General features: G+C 43.9%; 23 protein-coding genes. 11 read left to right on the plus strand and 12 right to left on the minus strand.

Features of this window, described 5'->3' with window-relative positions; all coding sequences use genetic code 11:
• Positions 1 to 58 precede the first annotated feature (58 nt).
• Genes Q0389_RS12565 through Q0389_RS12580 form a run of 4 tightly spaced genes read left to right on the plus strand, consistent with a single transcriptional unit; the run spans position 59 to position 4327 of the window.
• Positions 59 to 841, plus strand: coding sequence for a pyridoxine 5'-phosphate synthase (locus Q0389_RS12565; protein WP_298694717.1), 783 nt, complete (start codon positions 59 to 61; stop codon positions 839 to 841).
• On the plus strand, positions 829 to 1764 hold the full coding sequence (pdxA, locus tag Q0389_RS12570) for a 4-hydroxythreonine-4-phosphate dehydrogenase (RefSeq protein ID WP_298694671.1): 936 nt from the start codon (positions 829 to 831) through the stop codon (positions 1762 to 1764). Before Q0389_RS12565 ends, pdxA begins: the two co-directional genes overlap by 13 nt.
• Entirely contained in the window at positions 1757 to 2830 is a 1074-nt protein-coding gene (locus tag Q0389_RS12575; protein WP_298694673.1) for a PilZ domain-containing protein, read from the plus strand. The genes pdxA and Q0389_RS12575 overlap by 8 nt, the downstream gene beginning before the upstream one ends.
• Entirely contained in the window at positions 2831 to 4327 is a 1497-nt protein-coding gene (locus tag Q0389_RS12580) for a hypothetical protein (RefSeq protein WP_298694675.1), read from the plus strand.
• 3 nt (positions 4328 to 4330) lie between these two features.
• Here the strand turns inward: Q0389_RS12580 and nspC are convergent, their stop codons facing one another.
• Positions 4331 to 5476, minus strand: a complete 1146-nt coding sequence (gene nspC / locus Q0389_RS12585) for a carboxynorspermidine decarboxylase (RefSeq protein ID WP_298694678.1) — start codon at positions 5474 to 5476, stop codon at positions 4331 to 4333.
• 125 nt (positions 5477 to 5601) lie between these two features.
• Between nspC and Q0389_RS12590 the strand changes: the two genes are divergently transcribed.
• A complete protein-coding gene (locus Q0389_RS12590) occupies positions 5602 to 6159 on the plus strand; it encodes a hypothetical protein (protein ID WP_298694680.1) in 558 nt (185 codons plus the stop codon).
• A 53-nt stretch (positions 6160 to 6212) separates the two neighbouring features.
• Here the strand turns inward: Q0389_RS12590 and Q0389_RS12595 are convergent, their stop codons facing one another.
• Complete coding sequence (locus Q0389_RS12595) at positions 6213 to 6971, minus strand: D-alanyl-D-alanine carboxypeptidase family protein (protein WP_298694683.1); 759 nt, start codon at positions 6969 to 6971, stop codon at positions 6213 to 6215.
• Between the two features lie 128 nt (positions 6972 to 7099).
• On the opposite strand from Q0389_RS12595, the gene amrA reads away from it, so the two are divergent.
• The 3 genes from amrA to amrB are packed head-to-tail and all read left to right on the plus strand — an operon-like array spanning position 7100 to position 9432.
• Positions 7100 to 7648: an AmmeMemoRadiSam system protein A gene (amrA, locus tag Q0389_RS12600; RefSeq protein ID WP_298694686.1), complete on the plus strand. Its 549-nt coding sequence runs from the start codon at positions 7100 to 7102 to the stop codon at positions 7646 to 7648.
• Positions 7649 to 8635, plus strand: a complete 987-nt coding sequence (gene amrS, locus Q0389_RS12605; protein WP_298694687.1) for an AmmeMemoRadiSam system radical SAM enzyme — start codon at positions 7649 to 7651, stop codon at positions 8633 to 8635.
• Positions 8632 to 9432, plus strand: coding sequence for an AmmeMemoRadiSam system protein B (gene amrB, locus Q0389_RS12610; RefSeq protein ID WP_298694688.1), 801 nt, complete (start codon positions 8632 to 8634; stop codon positions 9430 to 9432). The genes amrS and amrB overlap by 4 nt, the downstream gene beginning before the upstream one ends.
• Here amrB and Q0389_RS12615 read toward each other — a convergent pair.
• From Q0389_RS12615 to hemH, 7 genes are read right to left on the minus strand one after another with little or no spacing between them, the layout of a single operon-like run.
• Entirely contained in the window at positions 9429 to 10613 is a 1185-nt protein-coding gene (locus Q0389_RS12615; RefSeq protein ID WP_298694690.1) for a saccharopine dehydrogenase family protein, read from the minus strand. The two genes, amrB and Q0389_RS12615, sit on opposite strands and share 4 nt — an antisense overlap.
• A gap of 58 nt (positions 10614 to 10671) precedes the next feature.
• A complete protein-coding gene (locus Q0389_RS12620; protein ID WP_298694693.1) occupies positions 10672 to 11040 on the minus strand; it encodes a diacylglycerol kinase in 369 nt (122 codons plus the stop codon).
• Positions 11030 to 12859, minus strand: a complete 1830-nt coding sequence (locus Q0389_RS12625) for an MFS transporter (protein WP_298694695.1) — start codon at positions 12857 to 12859, stop codon at positions 11030 to 11032. The genes Q0389_RS12620 and Q0389_RS12625 overlap by 11 nt, the downstream gene beginning before the upstream one ends.
• On the minus strand, positions 12856 to 13566 hold the full coding sequence (locus Q0389_RS12630) for a DUF695 domain-containing protein (RefSeq protein ID WP_298694697.1): 711 nt from the start codon (positions 13564 to 13566) through the stop codon (positions 12856 to 12858). Before Q0389_RS12630 ends, Q0389_RS12625 begins: the two co-directional genes overlap by 4 nt.
• 35 nt (positions 13567 to 13601) lie before the next feature.
• Positions 13602 to 14843, minus strand: coding sequence for a hypothetical protein (locus Q0389_RS12635; RefSeq protein WP_298694699.1), 1242 nt, complete (start codon positions 14841 to 14843; stop codon positions 13602 to 13604).
• A 13-nt stretch (positions 14844 to 14856) separates the two neighbouring features.
• The gene (locus Q0389_RS12640) at positions 14857 to 15489 is read right to left on the minus strand and encodes an HAD family hydrolase (protein WP_298694701.1); all 633 of its coding nucleotides are present in this window, start codon (positions 15487 to 15489) and stop codon (positions 14857 to 14859) included.
• A 2-nt stretch (positions 15490 to 15491) separates the two neighbouring features.
• Positions 15492 to 16439 (minus strand): ferrochelatase, encoded by a 948-nt coding sequence (gene hemH, locus Q0389_RS12645; protein ID WP_298694702.1) that lies wholly within the window; start codon positions 16437 to 16439, stop codon positions 15492 to 15494.
• Between the two features lie 126 nt (positions 16440 to 16565).
• Between hemH and Q0389_RS12650 the strand changes: the two genes are divergently transcribed.
• Positions 16566 to 17357: a C40 family peptidase gene (locus Q0389_RS12650; RefSeq protein WP_298694704.1), complete on the plus strand. Its 792-nt coding sequence runs from the start codon at positions 16566 to 16568 to the stop codon at positions 17355 to 17357.
• Between the two features lie 9 nt (positions 17358 to 17366).
• A complete protein-coding gene (locus tag Q0389_RS12655) occupies positions 17367 to 17831 on the plus strand; it encodes a hypothetical protein (protein ID WP_298694706.1) in 465 nt (154 codons plus the stop codon).
• An 8-nt stretch (positions 17832 to 17839) separates the two neighbouring features.
• Here the strand turns inward: Q0389_RS12655 and Q0389_RS12660 are convergent, their stop codons facing one another.
• Positions 17840 to 19894, minus strand: a complete 2055-nt coding sequence (locus Q0389_RS12660; protein ID WP_298694709.1) for an EAL domain-containing protein — start codon at positions 19892 to 19894, stop codon at positions 17840 to 17842.
• A 3-nt stretch (positions 19895 to 19897) separates the two neighbouring features.
• The gene (locus Q0389_RS12665) at positions 19898 to 20983 is read right to left on the minus strand and encodes a methyl-accepting chemotaxis protein (RefSeq protein WP_298694711.1); all 1086 of its coding nucleotides are present in this window, start codon (positions 20981 to 20983) and stop codon (positions 19898 to 19900) included.
• A 192-nt stretch (positions 20984 to 21175) separates the two neighbouring features.
• Between Q0389_RS12665 and Q0389_RS12670 the strand changes: the two genes are divergently transcribed.
• Entirely contained in the window at positions 21176 to 21433 is a 258-nt protein-coding gene (locus Q0389_RS12670) for a helix-turn-helix transcriptional regulator (protein WP_298694712.1), read from the plus strand.
• Here the strand turns inward: Q0389_RS12670 and Q0389_RS12675 are convergent.
• Positions 21434 to 22102: FAD-dependent oxidoreductase (locus Q0389_RS12675; protein WP_298694715.1), on the minus strand; the 669-nt coding region annotated here is incomplete at its 5' end.

Below are 22102 nucleotides of genomic sequence, written 5' to 3' on the forward strand. Positions count from 1 at the left end.
ATAGCTGGCAAGTTTGTTGAATTTAAAAAGGATTTTTATGCACGTAGAGAAGTCTAAAATCACACTCGGTGTCAACATCGACCATATCGCCGTTTTACGCGAAGCACGCAAGATCAACGATCCCGATCCGTTGATGGCCCTCGCCGTATGCGCTCAAAACGGTGCGGACCAAATTACCATCCATTTGCGCGAAGACCGTCGGCATATCCACGATGAGGATGCACAAAGAATCATCGATGCTTCTCCTCTCCCCGTCAATCTGGAGTGTTCCATCGATCCCGCGATCATCGATATTGTCTGTTCGCTCCGTCCGCACAGAGCGACCCTCGTCCCCGAAAAACGTGAAGAGGTTACAACCGAAGGAGGTCTTGACGTATCGGGGCAATTTGAATCCATATTAAATGCTATAAACAAGCTCAATGCCCATGAAATCGAAGTCTCTTTATTTATCGATCCGACCATAGAGGCCGTAGAAACTTCAGAACGTTTGGGAGCGCAATGGATTGAATTGCATACCGGAAGCTATGCTAACCTCTACGCGATGCGTCACAGTGCCCTTCCCCATTCGCATCATGCTATCGAGTCTCTTAGATTGCCGCGTCATGAGCTGGATGAACGGATCCAAAAAGCATACGGCGATATTGTCGATTCGGCCAATCTAGGACGTTCGCTCGGGCTGAAAGTCGCTGCGGGCCACGGATTGAACTATCAGAATATCACCTCCATCGTCACTATCGATACGATTGAAGAACTCAATATCGGTCAAAGTATTATTGCCCGATCGGTTTTCACAGGTCTCGCAACCGCCGTTCGGGATATGAAAAAATTATGTCAGCGATAAAAACCGTTGCAGTCAGTATCGGCGATTTAAACGGCGTAGGATTTGAAATAGCGCTTAGAGCGCATCGCGAAATCTCTGCGCAGTGCCGTCCGATCTACTGCATCAGTCCAGTGATGGCAGAGCAAGCCGCTGCACTGCTGGGTGAGCACTTGCCCGAAGACTTTATAACCTATGACGTTTCAGGTGAATTCACTATACAACCTGGAACCGTTTCCGCCCAAAGCGGCCGATACAGTTACGATTCTTTTCTCAAAGCGCTCTCTCTCGCCCTTTCCAAACAAGTCGATGCCATCGTTACCCTACCCATACATAAAGAGGCATGGATGCTGGCAGACGTCCCCTATGTAGGACATACGGATGCTTTACGCGATCTGCTGAAGAGTGAAGCGATCATGATGCTCGGCTGTGAAAAGCTCTATGTTGCTCTATATACCGAACATATCCCGCTATCTCAGGTACCTCATCATATTACTGCCGATGGCATATTTGATTTTTTGATACGTTTTTATGCCTCGTTTCCCCGTTCTCCCGTTGCAGTTTTGGGGCTCAATCCCCATGCAGGAGACCACGGAGTCCTTGGCGACGAAGAGCGTTTTATCGAAGCGGCGATCGCCCGAGCGAATCGTCATATCGGCAAAAATATTTTCGAAGGCCCTATCGTTCCGGATATCGCGTTTACATCCAGAAGCCGAGAACGGTATAAGACAATTGTGGCTATGTATCACGATCAGGGGCTTGCCCCTCTCAAAGCACTCTATTTCGATGAAGGGGTCAATATCTCTTTAGGGCTGCCGATAATCCGTACATCGGTAGATCACGGTACGGCATTTGATATTGCCTATGGCCATAAAGCCTCTCTACTAAGTTATCGTAATGCGATTCAAGCGGCTTTATCTCTGGACAATGTGGTTCATCATGGATAAACCTATTAATCTTGAACCTTTTCGCAACCTTTCCCATACCGGTTTTGACATAGGCGGTTTTCGTCCCGTCTTTGTCAAAGCCGCATGGAAAACCTATAACGAACACACTGCCGAACCGATTTCGGCACAACGTTTTCAAGCAATTACGACTGATTTATTCGATGCCTTGTTTTTTTCCAAACCGAAAGAAATTCCCCCTATTTTAGACGAAATACGAGATCTCTTTTCAAATACGTCGCAAATCGAGTTTTTTTTGACCGATACGTTTTATATTCTCTTAAACCACTATATTAAATCGTTCTACGGGAAATTGAACGGATGGGAAAAAATCATACGTTTCACCACGGGTATCGAGCAGTTTATCGCTTTTGCAGCGGGACATATCAGCGATGAGTCACTGTTTCTCTTTGAGGATACCCTTATCGATGCACTTGAACGTCTGCGCCAGAGTCATGAGCCGATTATGGTACTCAACACCTATTACGGTGTCCCTATCCAATATCCCGCAAAAGTCGTCCATACGGACATTCATAGCGTAACGATAAAACCTCATCCGATCCAAGAGACTGCCGCACTGCTCCAAAACGGCATTTATCTTTTAAAAAGCAATCAATTATCCGGAGATGTATACGCTTCGGTCAATCCCGTCTATATCGACGGCGAACGTTTATTGGAGCTAAGCCGCTTCGATCAGCTCGAAACATCGCTCTTTCATCGACAAAGCGTACGGGTTCAGCCCAATACTTCGCATACAATAAACATCATTCATTCCGGACTCACTTTACATTGCAGGTTATACGATATTTCGATAGGAGGGATCGCGCTGACAAGCAAACATCTCTATTCGATTCCCGCTCACAGTGAAACAACTCTTATTTTTCCTTCGGACATTATTACGAATCTCGGTGAGATCACAGGATATCTCGTATTTAAGTCATCTTATGAGGGGGGATATAAATACCATTTCAAAATCGAACCTTCATTGCAGCAAGAAGGGGAATTGAGCAAGTACATCGCACGTCGCGAACAAGAGATCGTCAAACAACTTCGAGAAGAGATCATATAAATGAATCCCCGTATTATTTCCGATATCGTCTCCATTTTAGAAGAGTCTCTCCCTTCGGATTTGTATGCGCTTGATTATACCCATGATCATTATCTCGCATTGCTCGGTAGTCTGAACATCGATACGAACGAAGCTTTGTTTAACGATAAAAAAGGTTCGATTCGCAAAGCACTGGTAAAGTTCTTCTCTAAAACCTATCAGGATATCGATGTCAAAGCCGCTTTTGAAAAATGCGTTATTAAAAAACATTTTACAGATCCTTCAAAATCCGAAGCATATGACAGGATGCTCCATAAAAATACCCTTCTGATTATCGATATACTCAAACGTAAATTCGAATTTTCACCCCTAGCCTACCTTATATCGATACCCGAAGATATCCGTACCCGGATTATGCACGGTTTTGTCGATGCGAACGATGCGATGGAGACGGCGCGTCAAATAACACGTCGACAGTTTGAACAAATCTTTAAACTGGACGAAAGGGACATTATCTTTTTTCTGCGTGGGCGGATATCGATACGTTACTACACTCCGCCCAAAAAACTTCCGCCGGGTGCCGACAAACGTTTTGCCGGAGAATCGGTGGAAAAAATGGAAGAGATGTACTCTACCTATTTTCCGGATGGCGCATGGGACCATATCGAACCTATTTTAGGAGAGGTAATTGCCGAAAAACTCAATTTCGCCGTCATTGACAATGCTACCTTCACCCGTACCTTCATTCCCGTATTTCGAACAATGATCGAAATTCTTTTACTGGAGATTATCGACCCTGCCCAACGCGATGCGATCGAAGGGTTTACCGGATACGTACTCCGACAGCATTTTCATCAAATCTTCGTATATACGGCCAAAAATCTTCTGCAGTTTGTCGAAGAACGTGATAAAAATGCCGAGAAGTTTATTAAATATTTCAATGAAGACATCGTCCTCGACAGTAACGGCAATAAAATCCAAAAATACGCTATCGTCGATTCAAAGCAGCAAAAATGGAATTACAGCTCCATCGTTTCGGTCATGATGCAATTTAAGCAGGCTAAACTTAAAATCGAAAACCAAAAAGAGGCGATCCTCAGCGCCCATGAACGTGTAGAAATTTGTCAGGAAGAACTAAACAGCGAAAAAAATAACAAGCAGGACGTTTTAGATCATCTTAACGAAGTCGAAGAAGCTCTCGGAGAAAACGATACGGCAATTCTGAAACTTAAAAGCAAAGAGACCAAAACTCCCGAAGAAGCGGTAGCTCTTAAATCGGAAATCAATAAGCTTAATTATCACCATACCGAGTTGTTAGAGAACAAAAAAAGTGTGCACACTCAATTGGAGCTGGCTAAAAACCGGATTACCAACAAAACGAATGAACTGGCCCGACACGAAAATAAGCATACTTACGAAAAAAAGAGTCTTGCCACAATTATGGAACAAACGGCACCGATTTTCGAGACATACGAAACCGTCGTCGAAGCGTTGGCCACCGTTTTGACCAAACGCTAACGATTAGGAAAGACGCATCTTATAATCTTCGTAACCGAACTCATGAACTGTTTTTAGTTTTCCCTCTTTGGTCCAAATGGCCAGAGAGGGAAGCTTGATTCCGTTAAATGTCGTATTTTTGACAAACGTATAATGGATCTGATCTTCAAATACAATCAAATCACCGACTTTGAGCGGTTCGTCAAACGAATACTCCCCCATAATATCCCCGGCAAGACACGTATTGCCGCCGAAACGGTAGGTGTAGGCTTTCTCTCCCGCTTCTCCCGAACCGCGTACCATGGCGCGATACGGCATCGCAAGGGTATCGGGCATATGCGCTTCGGCAGAGGTATCGAGAATTGCGACATCCATTCCGTTGTGAACGATATCAAGCACCGACGCTACCAACGGTCCCGTTTGCCATCCGATGGCTTCACCCGGTTCGAGATAAACGGTGATACCGTCATGTCGTGCTTTAAACGCACGGATCACTTCGATCAGACGATCCACATCGTAGTCACTTCGGGTGATATGATGCCCTCCTCCGAAATTAACATACTTGAGTCCATCAATATATGTGCCGAACTTTTCCTCAAATGCTTCGAGAACCCCTTCCAGTGCATCGACATTCTGCTCGCACAAAGCATGAAAGTTAAGACCGTCGAGCTTGGAGACGATTGATTCATCAAAATTGCTCAGTGTTGTACCCAATCGACTATAAAGCCCGCACGGATTGTACAAATCGACGGGCGAAGATGAATATTCGGGATTAACGCGAAGCGATACGGAGATATTAGGATTTATCGCTTTAACCCGTTCGTAATAGCGGTGAAATTGCGCCGGAGAATTAAAGACGATATCATCACTGATTCGGGCAATTTCGTCGATATCTTCGTCCTTAAACGCCGGAGAGTAGGTATGGACCTCTTTATTCATTGTCTCACGGGCCAATTTCGCCTCATGCAGTCCGCTGGCAGTACATCCGTGCAGATATTTTCCGACAAGCTCAAACGTCGACCACATCGCAAAACCTTTCAGGGCCAAAATAATTTTTGCCCCGGATTCGCGCTGAACACGTTCCATAACCTGCAAATTTTTTTCCAACAGTGCTTCTTCACAAATATAGCACGGTGTATGGGTAAGTTGAGAAAAATCGATTGCGCTCATATCCAGTCCTGCGTAGGTTTTTAGTGGCGTGATTGTAGCATAGAGTTATTTCACGACAAATACCCGTACAAAAACATAGAACGAAACCTGCACTGTGTAAATATACAACCGCCAAAGGAACCTAAATGTCAATTAAAGATTACATTGCTGAAAATAAACTCGAATGGATGATCGTTTACAACGCTCCGACCGATGCGTACAAATACGCATACCGCGGATGTCTTGTCGTAACTGAGGGTAAAGTGATCACTGCGGACAAAAGCCTTCCGCCAAAAGATATCGTAAAACAAGTCATCCTTGCAACAAACAATGACACTATCGACTTTTTAGCATGTGAAGTTCCGTCTTTGAACCTTTTCGAAGGTTTTTTCGCAAAATACAAAGAGTTTTTAACTCCGGACGGAAAATACCTCCTCTTTATCCCAGATATTTACGGAAAAGGTCAATTCGTTCACGAAGGGATTACATTCAATGCGTTTTCATTGGATGAAAGCTCGGTATGGAACGATTTGCTCGAACTTGCCGACCTCTCTAAAGGGGATTTGAAAAAAATGTCCGATAAAGAAAAAATCGACGAAGTGTGCAAAGAGATCAAACGCAGCAACTTACGCGTACCGGAAAAAACATTCGATGAAATCAAAGCGATGCAACGCGAAGGAAAACTCTCTTTCGGAGCGGTTTGATTCCATCCGAAAAAGGCTTACCGCCTTTTTCACCCCTCTTCTTTCCGATTTTTTCACGCAGTTTCATTACCGCCCGTTACCTTGATATGCCACGGTTCATACCGGACTCCGTAAGGGTTGTTGTTGGTATAGCGAATCGAAATATATCCTCCGTCATACAACTTTTTAAAAACATCCGTCTCCTGAAACCGTTCCGTAAAATTAGCTGCACCGTAGCCCACTTTACCGATATCAAAATCGCCGATGCTGTGAAATGTAAAGCCGGGAGGAGCAATACTGGTCGATGTCAGACGCAAATCTCCCCCTTCACTCACCATTTTTTTTAAAAACAGGTGCATCTGTTTGACCGGAGCGCGGACGCCGGAAGTCAAAATGACTTCTTTACCGATCATTTTTTTTATCGTTTCATATTTCTCGATGGCAGCGCCTTTGAGAAGAAAATGCCCTGTTTTTTTAATATACACAAGCTCTTTTTCAGGAGTAACCGCCGTCAATTTCGGAACCGTGCGCTCTCCATAAAAGCCGTATCGGCGGGGATCACCATAAAAAATCGTCTCAATATATCCGATCTCGTCCGGTGTCAAAGGTTTGTTGCAACGAGCTGCGATTTTTAGCATTTCGTCGAAACTGATCGTATTGAATCGAACGTATCCGACAAAATTTTGAACCGCTGTCAGTTTATCCAGTAATGTTCCGACAACCGACGGAGCTTTCATCGTTGAAAGATAATTCGGTAGAAACTCTTCAATTCTCCCGAATACGACAGTAGAGCTGCACACCGCAGCCATAGCCAAAAATGCTCGTCTATCCATTCTCTTATCTTTAGAACAATTTCTTATACTCTATATCGTACAATCTTACCTCATTTTTAAAATAAAATAAATGCTAAAATCGTGTAAAATAGGGAAAAGTTGCTTGAAATCCCTACAGGAGATGGAGAATGACGTCTAAACTCTACTTAGAAATTGCCCGTAATGCGATCACATCGCATTTTTCACCTGTTTTTATCGACAAAGACGCACTGGTCGGAAAAGATCCTGCATTGGGTGAACCCGGAGCCGTCTTTGTTACGTTAACGATTAACAATCATTTACGCGGATGTATCGGATCGATAATCGCTCATCGTTCATTATTGGATGATATCATCGAAAATGCCGCAGCTGCAGCATTTAGGGATCCTCGTTTTCCCTCTTTACATGCTGAAGAATTGGATAAGATAATCATAGAAGTATCCCTTCTGACTCATCCGCAGCCTCTCGTCTATAGCGATGCCGAAGAGCTCTCCCGTATTATTCGTCCGAACATCGACGGTGTAATCATGCGTCTTGGGAATCATCAGGCAACCTTTTTGCCTCAAGTGTGGGAAGAGCTGAATGACTTTGACTCGTTTTTTACCCATTTGGGCCTGAAAGCGGGAATAGGCAGCGATCCTCTCACGCTTCATCCCGATATTTATATCTATCAGGTTGAGAAGATCAAGGAGGCCTAGATGGAATACTATCGTGCAAAAGAAGAACGTATCGTCTGTATTTTATGTCAGCACTACTGCACCCTCTCCGAAGGGCAAATCGGAATGTGTCATGTCGAACAAAACGAAGGCGGCAAACTAAAATGTCTCGTCTATGCCCATCCCTCCGCCGTTAATATTGACCCGATAGAAAAAAAACCGCTCTTTCATTTCCTTCCCCACACGACCAGCTTTTCTATCGGTACCGTCGGATGTAATCTCCGATGCCCGTTTTGCCAAAACTACCAAATTTCCCAAAATAGCGATATCGATACTTCCGTCACGCTTCTACCCCAAGATGCTGCACAAATCGCAAAAGATCGGGAGTGTGCATCCATCAGTTATACCTACAATGAACCGACTGTATGGTATCCGTATGCCAAAGATATCGGTTTGGCAGCAAAAAAGCGTGGTCTTCGCAACGTCTTCGTCTCCAGCGGATTCGAGTCTCCCGAAGTAAGCGAAGATCTGGCGGCATGGCTCGATGCAACCAATATCGATCTCAAAAGTTTCAACGATGAATACTACAAAAAGATTCTAAAGGCTTCTCTGGAAGGGGTACAACAAACACTCAAAGCGATGGTGAGGCTCGGTATCTGGGTAGAAGTTACGACACTGATCGTTCCCGGACATAACGACAGCGACGCGGAACTGCGTTCAATGGCCGAATTTATCGCAAACGAACTGGGCAAACACGTACCATGGCATATTAGCGCCTTTCATCCCGATTACAAGATGCTCGATACTCCGCCTACACCAATCAAAACATTGCAAAAGGCATATCAATTCGGAAAAGAGGCAGGGCTCTATTACGTCTATATGGGTAATGTCCCTTTGGCGGCACAAACCCGTTGTCCCGAGTGTGATACACTTCTGATAGAACGGCACGGCTATCAAATCACCCATTTTTATCTAAACGATGGCCGCTGTCCGCATTGCAACCGAACCATAGAAGGGGTGTGGAAATGAGTCATCGTCTTACAAGCGTTGCCGGCAGCTTCTATCCGGCAGAATCTTCATCGGTTCTCGAAATGATCGAACGTTTCAATTCGATTTTGGAATCGCATCCCGACACGTTGCAGCAGCTAAATGCTCTCACAGGCAACGCGATAATAGTTCCGCATGCGGGCTGGATGTACTCCGGATTTACTGCCAATATTGCGTTTCGGGTGCTGGCAAACAACACTCCCGATACCCTCGTCGTCATCGGTCCGTCTCATCGTGTAGGATTTCAGGGAATCAGTATCTCCGATATGGAGTATTTCCAAACTCCGCTTGGTGATTTGACGATCAATCTTCCTTTGGTCGAAGATTTAATGAACCGCTTTCCCATCTCCAATCTAATCCAAGCCCATCACGAACACAGTACCGAAGTGCAGATGCCTTTTATCAAACATTATCTGCCCCATGCGAAAGTAGTCGAAATGGTCTACTCCTATGCCGAACCGGCACAAATCAAACCGATCATCAGCTATCTTTTAAAACTTCACGGCATTGCCGTCGTTATCAGTACCGACTTAAGCCATTATTACTCGCTTGAACATGCGAATAGACTTGATTCGATTTGTCTCGATGCTATTCAAAAAGAAGATGTGGGAATATTACAAAACGGATGTGAGGCATGCGGGATAATTGGAGTGGAAGCGATGCTGGATGTCGCAAAAGACAAACACCTAGAAAGTATCATTCTCGATTATCGTACCAGTGCCGATGCGAGCGGGGATAGTACCCGCGTCGTCGGATATACGAGCGTTTTGTTTCGTTAAACGTCCATCTCGATAACGTTCCAAGGAAGCCCTTGGGTATTCATCTCATCCATGAACGGATCCGGATCGAGCTGTTCCATATTAAATACCCCTTGGCCGTTCCAGATGCCCTGTACCATCAATTTCGCGCCGATAACGGCAGGTACTCCCGTAGTGTACGAGACCCCTTGTGATTTAACTTCGGCGTAGCACTCTTCGTGATCTTTGACCTGATAGATATAGATGCGGCGTTTTTTGCCGTCTTTGAGACCTTCTGCGACAATACCGATATTGGTTTTACCTTTGGTTCGAGGACCCAATGACGCCGGGTCAGGGAGCAAGGTTTTTAGAAATTCGATCGGTACGATCTTCATCCCGTGATGTTCTACCGGCTCGATTCCGAGCATACCGACGTTTTCAAGGCATTTCATATGGGTCAGGTAGCTTTGCCCGAACGTCATGAAGAAACGGATGCGCTTAAGCCCTTTGATATGTTTGACCAATGATTCCATCTCTTCATGATAGAGTAAATAACTGTCTTTAGGTCCTACTTCGGGATAATCCCAGACTTGCATGATCTCCATCGGTGCCGTTTCGATCCACTCTCCGTTCTCCCAGTAACGCCCTTTTGCACTTACTTCGCGTAGATTGATCTCAGGGTTGAAGTTGGTTGCAAACGGATAACCGTGATCGCCCGCGTTACAGTCGAGGATATCGATCGTATGGATTTCGTCGAAATAATGTTTTTGAGCATACGCGCAAAACACATTGGTCGCACCCGGATCGAATCCGCTTCCGAGTAATCCCATGATTCCGGCCTCTTTGAACTTCTCGTTACGAGCCCATTGAAGTTTATACTCAAATTTCGCTTCATCCGGATGTTCGTAATTCGCCGTATCCAAATAAGCGGTTTTCGTTGCGATACACGCGTCCATAATCGCCAAATCCTGATACGGAAGGGCAACATTAATCAAAATATCGGGGGTGTATTTTTGGATCAGAGCGATCACTTCATCGGTATTATCCGCATCAACCGTCGTGATCTCGAGAGCACCTGATGGAAGTTCGCTTTGAATCTCTTCGCAGCGCCCGATGCTGCGGCTTGCCAAGATGATACGATCGAATACATCTTTGTTCATAACACATTTGTGTGCTACGACGCGCCCTACTCCGCCGGCGCCGATAATAAGTGCAGTTGCCATGGCAAAACCCCTAAAAAAAAGATAGTGTAATTATAGGTGAAAATCTCTTACGAAATTGTTACAGGAAAAAGGCCGCATACAGAGTCAGAGCCCAGATAAATGCCAACATCGACAGGGAGACGAAGACCAATGCGGCTCCCGCATCTTTTGCCCGCTTAGCCAACTCATGATGATCAAACGTCACCAGATCGACCGTCCGTTCTACGGCACTGTTAATAATCTCGGCCATCATCGGGATAAACAACGAGACGGATAAGATGGCATGATATTTAAAAGCTATCGGCAAACTCCATGCGATCACCATCCCAACGACAAATAAAACGATTTGAAGTTGAAACGATTTTTCATTACGTGATACTTCGATAAGGCCGTTCAATGCGTAACGGGTATTTTTAAAAAGTGTATATTCGGGCTTATTAAGCGCCATAGTGCTCCTTTAAATGAACAATAGCATCATACACGGTTTGCGGTTCACTATCAAGAGGCAAAGGTTCGCCGTAAATGATCCGAACCGTCCGCCGAAACCATGTTTTACGAGGTGTATGCCGTTTTGAAGCGCGTGAAAAAACACTGCCGTAAATCCCGTCAATGTAAAACGGCACGATTACCCCCTGGGAATTCGCCGCAATTTTTTGATATCCCGGATAAATTTTCCCGATCTCGCCGTCATAGCTGATGTTCCCCTCAGGAAACAGACCGACGATTTGATGATCGGAAAGCTCTTTTTGGGCATTTTGAAAAGCCTGTTTTGCCCCTTTTTGGGATATCGGGATCACTTTACCGAGTTCCATGATAGGACGGATCAGAGCTTTTTCATAGATAGAGCGCTCCATCAGATAGCGAATCCGCCGTTCGACCCCGATCTGTACCAATATCCAGTCCAACCAGCTGATATGGTTTCCAAGCATCAATACCGCCCCGGTAGGAGGGACATTATGGGTCTGCATCGGTACGATGTCGTAACGCAGAGCCAATAATTTTTCAAAAATGAGCCAGATAAAATACTCTTTATAGCGTACAAATGCCGCCAGGGCTAAAATTGCCGACACTCCGATCATGGTGTAAAAGATAATTAACGGCTCCCATCCCGCATACGCGAAAAGGGTCGTAAGTCCCAGAAAAAGGGTCATAAAAATATTTTGAATCCAATTATTGCCCGCCAAGATATAGGCTAAATGGGGACGCGGCGTCTTGTTTTGGATTAATGCGTTGAGGGCCACGATCATCATCGCCCCGCCGATACCAAATCCGAAGAAGGAAAAGGCGATCAACGTCAAACTCGTCGTATTCGGTAAAACGATCAGCATCATCGTCATCACTACCGCACCGGCAACAATAGAGCCTTTATGGAGATAATGACGTGAAAACCGAGATGTCAATACCGAACCGATAATAATCCCGAATGCCGCTAAAGCCATTAATCCCTGAATCACAATCGTATTTTCGATATGGAGCGTCGATTTGGCATAGGCTCCGAACGATGCCAATATCACCTGCGAAATCGACCAAAATAGGGAAAGAAATACGATAGCCTCAAAAATTTCCCGATTTCGACGGAGCATCATCCAATTTTTTCGCAATGAATACCCCGAAAGATATTTTTTAATATTAAATTTATAGACACTGTTTCGATGAAAGTCGCTCAATCGAAGGGTCATCCAAAACTCAATCGCGCTTCCGGCAACCAAAAGCCATCCCAGCGGAGCGATCTGACGCAGTATATCGGCCTCGTTTTCATAATCGGCAGAGAGTGATTTTTCAAACATAACCGTATACGCGATAATCCCTCCAAGAATAGCGACCGTCGTCACCGACTGAACCAATGCGTTTAAGGGGGCGAAATCCTTCTCTCCCGCGATCTCTTTGATATACCCGTATTTGGCCGGAGAATAAATCGCACTTTGTGCCGCCAAAATAAAGGTTAACCCAAAAGCGCCCCAGAACCATCCCTGATAATAACTGTAGGTGATCATAAGAGTAATCAAAACGGCCGCCGACGCGCCGTATCGCATGATTGCAGTTTTTGAAAAACGCTGGGAGAGATATCCGGAGGGGGTAAAAAGAAAAATAAAAGGGAGAAGAATGAATGCGTTCAATACTGCCGTGTAAATAATCTGTGTCTGATCGTCATAGATTTTAAAAACCGTGTTCTGGATAATAATTTTATGTCCCAAATCGGTAAAAGCGTTTAGAAATAACGCAACTGTATACGGGAAAATCCCCTTGATATTCCAGATGCTTTTCATTTGCCCAGAACCGTACTCCAACCCTCATAATAACCGTGTTCCTGAATCGCCGATTCATACAGCGACGTCGTCGTCTCTTCTACCGCTGCCGGAAGCACCGATTCATTTTTTATCAAAACGGCGCCATAAGCATAATCGCTTTCATCATCGTGCACATACTCTTTTAGTGAAAAGCCGTGAGATGCCAGTTGAGTCACAGCCCGTTCCATCGAACTTTTTGTCTGGAAAAAGAGATAATGTTCTACTTCTCTGGAGATATTCAGATCATCCCCTGCTTCGACCAAAGCCTCAATCGTATGGCGATTTTGTATCCCCAGCAAGCCATAGGCGTCGGGATAGAGATTGTCGGTATACATCTCCCATTTCGTATCTTTGGATGATCCGCGTTCGTATGCAAATCCTCCGTGACGGTTCATGACCTCGGTACTGATATTTTCAAAGCGTTTGGCGTTCGGTGCATAAAAATAGTATTCTGCCCATCCCTCTTTCATAATCCGTCCGGCAAAGAGCGCATCTAAAGAATTCAAAAACGTCGCGTATAAATCTTCACTGAACGCTTCGATCCGTTCGTTTACGGCATCGGCTTTGACAAACAGCCATAAAAGCCACGGCCGCTCTTCCTGCGGAGCCTCTTCGATCAAATCCAGTTCCACATCGCATCGATAAGGGGTATTTTCGTCATCCAAAAGCTCATAAAACTCTATCATTTCTTGTCCCTTATTTTTTTGGAATTATAGGGTCTTTATTCTTGGTTTTCTCCCAAGTAGCTTTTTTGAAGTTTCACTTTACTTGCCAATTCCTGTACGTTTTTCGTATCGATTAGCGGCGAGGATTCTTTTTGGCGCAGCGTATGGGATAAAAGCTGCAACTGAGCAGTCACTTCAGATGCCACCTCTTCCAGACTTTGACGAATAGAGCGATATTCCTGACGTTCATACGATTCGAGCGTGACGATAAGCTCCGCGAGTTTGCCTTTGGCATTCATAAACTCTTCGTGCAGGGTTTCGGCGGAAACAAACAAACGGCTGAGAGGCTTAAGAGTGTCCGAGAGTTCTTTGGATTGTGAGGTGATTTCACGCATCTGTTTGGAGGAGAGAACCATTTGCTGCATGATAAGCTCGCTTTGTTCACGCGATCCTCTCAAAAGTGCATCGTTTTCGAGCAAAGCGGTCACTATCGACTCGCTTTTACCGCCGATAGTTTGCAAATGGTGGGCGAAATCATGGATAATGCGATCCAGCTCTTTTTGAAGTATACTGATCGTATGTTCGGGCTGCTGATGGCGAGAAATCTCTTTGAGCTCTTCGTGTATCGATTTAAGCTGTGCTTCTACCTCTTTTTGTTCGTCGCAGCTGGATCGGACTACATTTTTAAGTTGATTGAAATGATCTTGCTCCGCAACCCGAAGCAGATCGATATGACGATGGACGACATTGTCCAGACTCGGAAGTTCGCTAAGGGTAAACTCTTCGAACTTTTCGGTCGCACTTTGCTGTTGCGCCAGCAAAGACTCGATTTTAGAAACGAACAGTTTTTGATTGGACTGAATCACATTCAACGCATCGATCTCTTCTTTGAAAACTGAATGAAGCTGATCGTGCGTCGTACTCTCCATCTGGGCGACGACATCGAGACGACTGTTCAAAGCGGTAATCGATCCGTTCAAAAGAGCGATATCATCTACCATGCCGGATAAACGGATACGCTCTTCATACGCGTTCATCGTCGAAATACTTTGACTCATCACGCTCATAATGGCAGAAAGGACCGCCCCGACGCTTAGAGCCAATAAAGACTCTTTTATGACCGCAGTATCTGAAATCGTAGTTGCGTATACGGTAAAATGGAGCAGTGCGCCGACGATCCCTAATGCCAATACTACCGGAGTATAGTTGATCTTATTGGGGTCTTTGTAAACTGAAACATGCCGCAAAAACAACAAAGACATAACAATAATGACTGCAAGTAAATCAACGCTGATCATACACTCCCTTTTTTTACAAAATAATCTCTATCAGCTCTTCGGGTTTGGAAGCGACATGATCCCCTGCACCTTCACGGCTGAATCCCCATCCGGCAAATATACTCTCGATACCGGCGCTGCGTGCCGCTTCGATATCTTTGATATTATCTCCGATCATCCAAGCACGATCCGTACCGTTTCGATAGGTATGATAATCGAGGTGCGTATGGAGCATCTGCGGATGAGGTTTCGGTGTCTCTACATTGTCAGCACCGACAATGAGATGGAAATATCGGTCCAGATTCAAATGGTGCAACATCCGTTTGGCAAACGTACTCGGAGCATTCGTTGCCACCCCCATAACGACGCCTTCATCGTCCAGAATTTTCAACAGTTCAGCCACCCCGTCATACGCACGCACGTTTCGGATACATTGATCGTAATAATGCTCTTCAAAAATCGCTTTGGCACTCTTTTCATAAAGCTGCGTACCGTAAAAAACCGATGCAAGATTGCGAGTGGGTGCATTAATGGCATCGACCACTTCTTGTACCTCCAAAGGAGGAAGTGTGTAATGTACGCCACGTACATAGTTGATCGAGAGGGTAATATCCAACCCTGAATCGATCAGTGTGCCGTCCATATCAAAAAGTGCAATTTTTTTCATTGTCATTTCATTTTTGTATACAGTTCGCTTAATGTTTTAACAAATAGCGAATGGTCGTTCGGACATAGGCAAACACGATAATCCCGATACCCCAGTTCATGAGCGATTTCGGCATATTCCATGCTGAGTTCGTAATCGGTCTCCGAATTATCGATCGTAAACGCTATCGGAAAAATAAGCACTTTTTTAGATGAAATACTTCGGAGCATTGTTTCTAAAGACGGCTCCAGCCATTTCATAGGACCCACTTTGGACTGATAAGCCAAATGTATCGCATTAAAGGCGATACCCTCTTCTTGCATCAGCGATTTCAGGATCTCAACATGGGCGATAACATGGCGTTGATACGGATCACCCTCATCGACGATTTTTTGGGGAAGTCCGTGTGCCGAAAACACGAGATCGAACTCTTCGCTTTTTGCGTCGCCTATCGCCTCTTTGATCCGTTCCAGAACACATCGGTTGTAATTCGGATCGGCAAAAAAATGTTTGATCTCGCTCATAATGGCATTCCACCCGATACGATGGGCCGTTGCCTCGAAATCATCGAGAGAAGATTGGGTCGTCGTACTCGAGTATTGCGGATACAGAGGGATCAAATAAACTTTCTCGATTCCCATCTCTTTAAGCCTGCCGCACACCTCTTCTGCCATGGGGGGAGTATAACGCATCACAAAATCCACCGTGACATCCGCTCCTACTTCATCTTGCAATTTCGCACACAATGAACGGGTATAATCGACCAGTGGAGATTTCCCGCCAATTTGCCGATATATCTCCTGTGACTTTTCCGTGCGTGAAAAAGTGATTATCGCAGCGATTAATCGGCGCAGGAGTTTGCTTTTCGTCCGTATTATATAAGGGTCGTTAAACATATTATGTAAAAAAATCTCAACCTCGTTGAGATTGTTGGGACCCCCCATATTGAGTAGTACGATCGCTTCTTTCATGTCGCTTGTTATCCGTCTGTTTTTTGAGAAAGTGTACCATAACGAAGCGTTAAATTTTAGTATTATAAAAAAAACTAAAGCTTTATATTCTATAATAGGTCAAGAAAAGAAATTTTAGGAGGCGTAATGACGGTAAAGTGGACACTCATACCCCTCATTTTATTGACATTCAACGCTCAAGCCGAATCGCAAAGGCGTGAACCTTCTTTACTTCTTGAATACGAAAGAGAACTCAAAAAAAACAATGATTCTCTTAAAAACGATGAAAATCCGTTTTCCAAACATCCTACAATTACTTCCGTATCCAAACCGACTCCGCCGACCGTTCCTGTCGTCAATGCGGTCACGATGAATGAACCCGTATCCAAAAAACCGCTTTATGACAACGATGATATCGGTAAAGATGCAAATCCATATATCATCGTCAAAAAAACGGCTCCGATCGCATCTGCTACAACCTGTCCTGATCCTGTGCCTGCCGATTCTGAGAGCGATCAGCCGCATAAAAGCATTATCAAACATTTGAGCAATGTGAAAGAGAAATTATTGAGTAAAGCCAAAGAGTTTTTAGGAACTCCTTACGGTTTCGGCGGAAAAGACGGCGATAAAACCGATTGTTCCGGTTTTACGCGGCAAGTGTATCAGCAATTCGGCGTATCGCTGCCGCATAGCGCAGCCGAACAAGCACAGCTAGGTGAAAACGTCGATCCGAACGATTTACAAGTCGGCGATCTCCTCTTCTACCGCACCTACAAATCCGATCCGTCTCATGTTGCGATTTATGCCGGAAACGGACAAATCATTCACGCCTCATATGCGGCAAAAAAAGTACAGTACGATTCAATCGATAAGGGATACTATAAACAACGTTTCATGTATGCAAAACGTCTCGCACTTAACTCTGAGTACGACGAATAGGAGTCTGTTATGTCTGCACTCTATTCCGTTCTTGATAAACATTGGCTCTGGAAAGAGATTTATACCAAACTCGATATCTCATCTCCCGCTTATCAATATTGGAATAACAGCCGTCATATCAAACTCAATCGATACGTTTTTCTCGAAAAAAATACCCTTCCCGCCAAATATGCCCATATCGAAGAAAATCTGACCGATCTTTCAGGTTATCTTCCGACCCAATACGCCGCAACACAGCTCGGCATCGACAATCATATTTTCAGCTACAAAAAAATGCGCCTCTACAATCAATTTGAATACAAATTTGTCAACGATATTAAATTTGTCAATATAAAACGTTTTTTTCTTGAAAACGGTATTAAAATAGAGAAAAACAGCTATGTCCATCTTGCACGACTGGATGAATTAATCATTACGCCGGACGCACGTTTTTACCGAATCGATAACAATTACGGAATGGTTGTCTACGACTGATTTTTGAATTACAGCATCAACGGCAATGTCGGTCTGCCGAAAAGATACCCTTGAAAATTTTCACATCCGAGTTCGACCAGTTTTTCATACTGTTCGCGTGTTTCAACCCCTTCTGCAATAACTTCCAAGCCAAATTTCTGACCGATGGAAATGATCGTTTCGACAATGATAACGTCGTTTTCATCGGTTGTTAGATCACGGACAAACGACTGATCGATTTTCAATTCATCGATCGGAAGTTGTTTGAGATACGACAATGACGAATACCCTGTTCCGAAGTCGTCGATAGAGAGGCTTAACCCCATATTTTTCAGACGATTGATTTTTATTAATGCTTCATTCGTATTTTTTATTAACAAGCTTTCTGTCAATTCAAGACGTAATTGTTCTGCAATAACATCATATTCGTCGATAATCGACTCTACCATATCCACAAAATTCTCTTTTTCAAACTGCTTGTAGCTGACGTTGACGGAGATGCGCCAAGAGTGCTTGATCGGATCGTTTTCCCAGACTTTCAGCTGTTTGACCGCCTCGCGCAGAATCCATTCCCCCAGCGGAATGATCAGTCCGCTCTCTTCGGCCATCGGAATGAAACTTCCCGGTGAAACCAGCCCGTGATCGGGATCGTTCCATCGGAGCAATGCTTCGACTCCTATAATTTGTTCATCCCGATTAACCAACACCTGACTCTGATAATACAGAGCCATCGATTTATTTTCAATCGCTTTACGGAGCCGATCGATCATATAGGCTTTGTTTTCAATGATCTTTTGAAGTTCGGGATCAAAAAATTTGAAGGTATTGCGTCCGTTAGCTTTGGCATTGTACATTGCGCTGTCGGCATATTTCATCAAATCATCTACCGAATGCTCGTCATTCATAAAAAGTGCTATCCCGATACTGGCACTTAGCCGAAAATCATGCTCCATTATCAGATACGGCTTTTGCAATTCCGCCAAAATTTTCTCCGCTATTACACTGATATGATCGATGGCGGTATCTCTATCTGTCTTATATGTATTCACTAAGACGACGAACTCATCACCGCCCATACGTGATATTGCATCGCTTTGACGCGTGACGCTGCATATCCGCTTGGCCGTTTCGATGAGTACCAAATCGCCCGCCTGATGCCCTTTTGTGTCGTTAATCGCTTTGAAATGGTCCAAATCGATAAAAAATATACCGCCGTAATAATTATGCCTATCATTTTGTTTGATCATTCGATGCAAATATTCCTGAAGCAATGCACGATTCGGCAATTCTGTCAAAGCGTCGTAATAGGCTAATTTGACGATCTTTTTTTCTTTCTCTTTGATATCGGAAATATCCATCACGGCGGAAACTCTGATATTTTTCCCGCCCAAAACACAATCGCGTCCTCGCAAGATAGCCGGAAAGGTACTTCCGTCTTTACGAAGCATGTACGCTTCGTAAGGCTCTTGGTTTTCATTATGAATAACACGTTTTACGAGATCGTGAGATTGCGGAGCAACAAAATCCAATGCATTTTTTCCGATCATTTCACCAATATCGTATCCTAAAAGTTTAGGTGCAACGGTATTGACCCGGACGCATTTTTTATAATCATCATAAATGATAAGACCTTCAATGGTCGAATTGCTCAATGCTTCGAATGAACGGATTGATTCATCTCTTTCGTTTAATACCTCGAGCTCTAATTTTTTTTGTTCGGTGATGTCGATACCGACCTGGACTTTGGCAAGCGTACCGTTTTTCCATCGGATTATCCGATCATTGAACAAATAGTGCCGATTGTTGAGCGTATTGTGGTTTTCCCACTCGAAAGTGGCACCGACAGGATGTACCGTCGGATCGGCAGATTGATGTATCGGACAAAAGGTACACGGGATTTCTTGATTTTTTTGCAATACTTTAAAGCAGGTTTTTCCGACGACATTACCGAATTCTTCAATACATTGATTATTAACATACAGGATTTCATATGTATGCAAATCAATAACATATACTAATGCCCCGGTAGAATTGACGATGATTTCCATAGGGTCAAAATTTTCCAGAAGATGTGAAGTGCCCATCTCTCAGCGCTCCAACGGCAATTGGTCTAATAGGCTAAATAATTCTTTGCTTGCTGTTTCGGCGGATTTGAAGTCATTGATGATTTTTGCTGATTCGGTAGGTAAGCCACTTTTAATGCATTCAACCGCATCGATTATATGATAGTGTACCTGTGTATGCGGCTGAATCAGACTTTTATAACTTTGCGTATGAGAAAAACGTTCTTTACCGATTCCGTAATCATACCATTGACCTAATCTACACTCATGATGATCGGCAAAATGGGTTGATGTACTGTTATTCATGACTGCGATATATGCATTCGTTTTAAAAAGCAAATGATCCAATTTGACCAATCCGATAAAAGTATTATCCAACATATGGTCAATAGATAATGCCATTTTTTCGCCATCATCGGCAAAGCTTTGAAGCGTTGCTTCGAAACTGTTTGTTAATCTTTCCGATTCCCGTGCTATTGCGATCATGGATTCGGAAGAATCTCGAATCGCCGCAGACTCTTGTTTTAACGCATTAATCGTTATTTCTACCTCTTTTGTCGCTTTTTGAGTCCGTTCCGCAAGCTTTCGCACTTCATCTGCCACTACGGCAAAACCCCGTCCGTGTTCTCCGGCACGTGCCGCTTCAATAGCGGCATTGAGCGCCAGTAGATTCGTTTGATCGGCAATATCATTAATAAGCATCATGAGGGAAGAAACATCACTAATCCCGCTGGTAAGTCTTTGAACACCGCCTGTAGATTCGGTAATTGATGCCATAAGTTTTTGAAGATTATCCGAAATAGCCGATAGACTCTCCCGAGACCCTAACGATGAGTTTTTTGCATGGTGCTGCATTATATGAAGCTGTTCGACACTTCCCGAAAAATCTTTTTGAATAATAGGGATATTGTTCGTACAACCCGATAAAAGCAATTCAATCAATTCTTCCTTAAGAGAAGCCGCTTGGATCTGTTGTTCCTCTTTAGTCGTTTGTTCCATCAGAAGAGAATTATGTATTTCGATTTCTTTTAATGTTTGTTTCAAATAGCCGTTTTCTTCTTCCAATTCATTCAGTTTATCCGTAAATGATGTTTTATTTTTCCCGAACATGAATAGACCTTGTATATATAAAATTGTGGACATACGTGTGATTAGATGTATGACATTGTGTTGAGGATTCAGATATATTAATCTATAGACTATTTATTTATAGATTGACAATCTATAGAACATTGATTCATGGATATTAACGAACTATAATTTAAAGTATTCTTAAGCTAACTCTTATAATAAGGATAATCTATGAGTATATTTAAGAATTTATGTGTAGCGGACGATGAGGAGGTTCAAGAGTTTATCAAACGGATTGCAGCCAATGTAAAACGAATCCGTTTAGAAAAAGGGGTCACACAACTGGCATTAGCATTGATGATAGGGCAAAAATCTGCAGCTTTTTATGCGAATGCCGAAAATTCCGCCAAAGACCGGCGATTCAATCTAGAACATCTTTATAAGATCGCCAAAGCGCTTGATGTCGATGTCACCGAATTTTTCAAATAATTATGATCGCCGTTTTGCCCAGCGTGGAAAGAATCGGGAGGGAGAGAGAATCGGCTCGATCTCTTTAGCGTCTATGAGATATTCTTTAAGGCGTTTTGCCAGATAAGGGGCGAGTACAAACCCGTATCCTCCCGAACCGTTAATCATCAGTAGATTCGGATAAAAAATATATTCAGACGGATTAACCGGCTGGCCGTGGCGCAGATGGGGAAAATGTTCCAACGTCGCATCCGCATCGACCAATGGACCTAACATCGGCAGATAATCGTTTGATCCCGATCGTAGTCCCGTGTAATCATGTAAAATATTAATATTACTTAATTTTAATGTTTTAGAGGCTTTCTCCAACAATACGGCTCTTCCGTGATCTAGGTCATAAGGCTTTCCGGAAAACGGTGAGTAGTGGACATCGTGGGTCGCTCCGATGGCAACTCTTCCCTCTTTGGTCGTCGGAGAGATCGAAACATGATGATGCAGGATACAGGGAAGATGCGTTGACGTCTCGATATCGATACGATGCCCCCATATCCCGCGCAGTCCTACATACTCGATCGGCAAAATCTTGGGATATGCACCAATGGCCAGAATCAGATATTTTGCCCGGATTGGACCTATATTCCACATCCCGTCTCGATGAACCGGCATTTGTGCTCTCAATAGATAAAAATC

It is taken from the genome of uncultured Sulfuricurvum sp. (genome assembly GCF_937936435.1).
In the GTDB taxonomy this organism is placed as follows: domain Bacteria; phylum Campylobacterota; class Campylobacteria; order Campylobacterales; family Sulfurimonadaceae; genus Sulfuricurvum.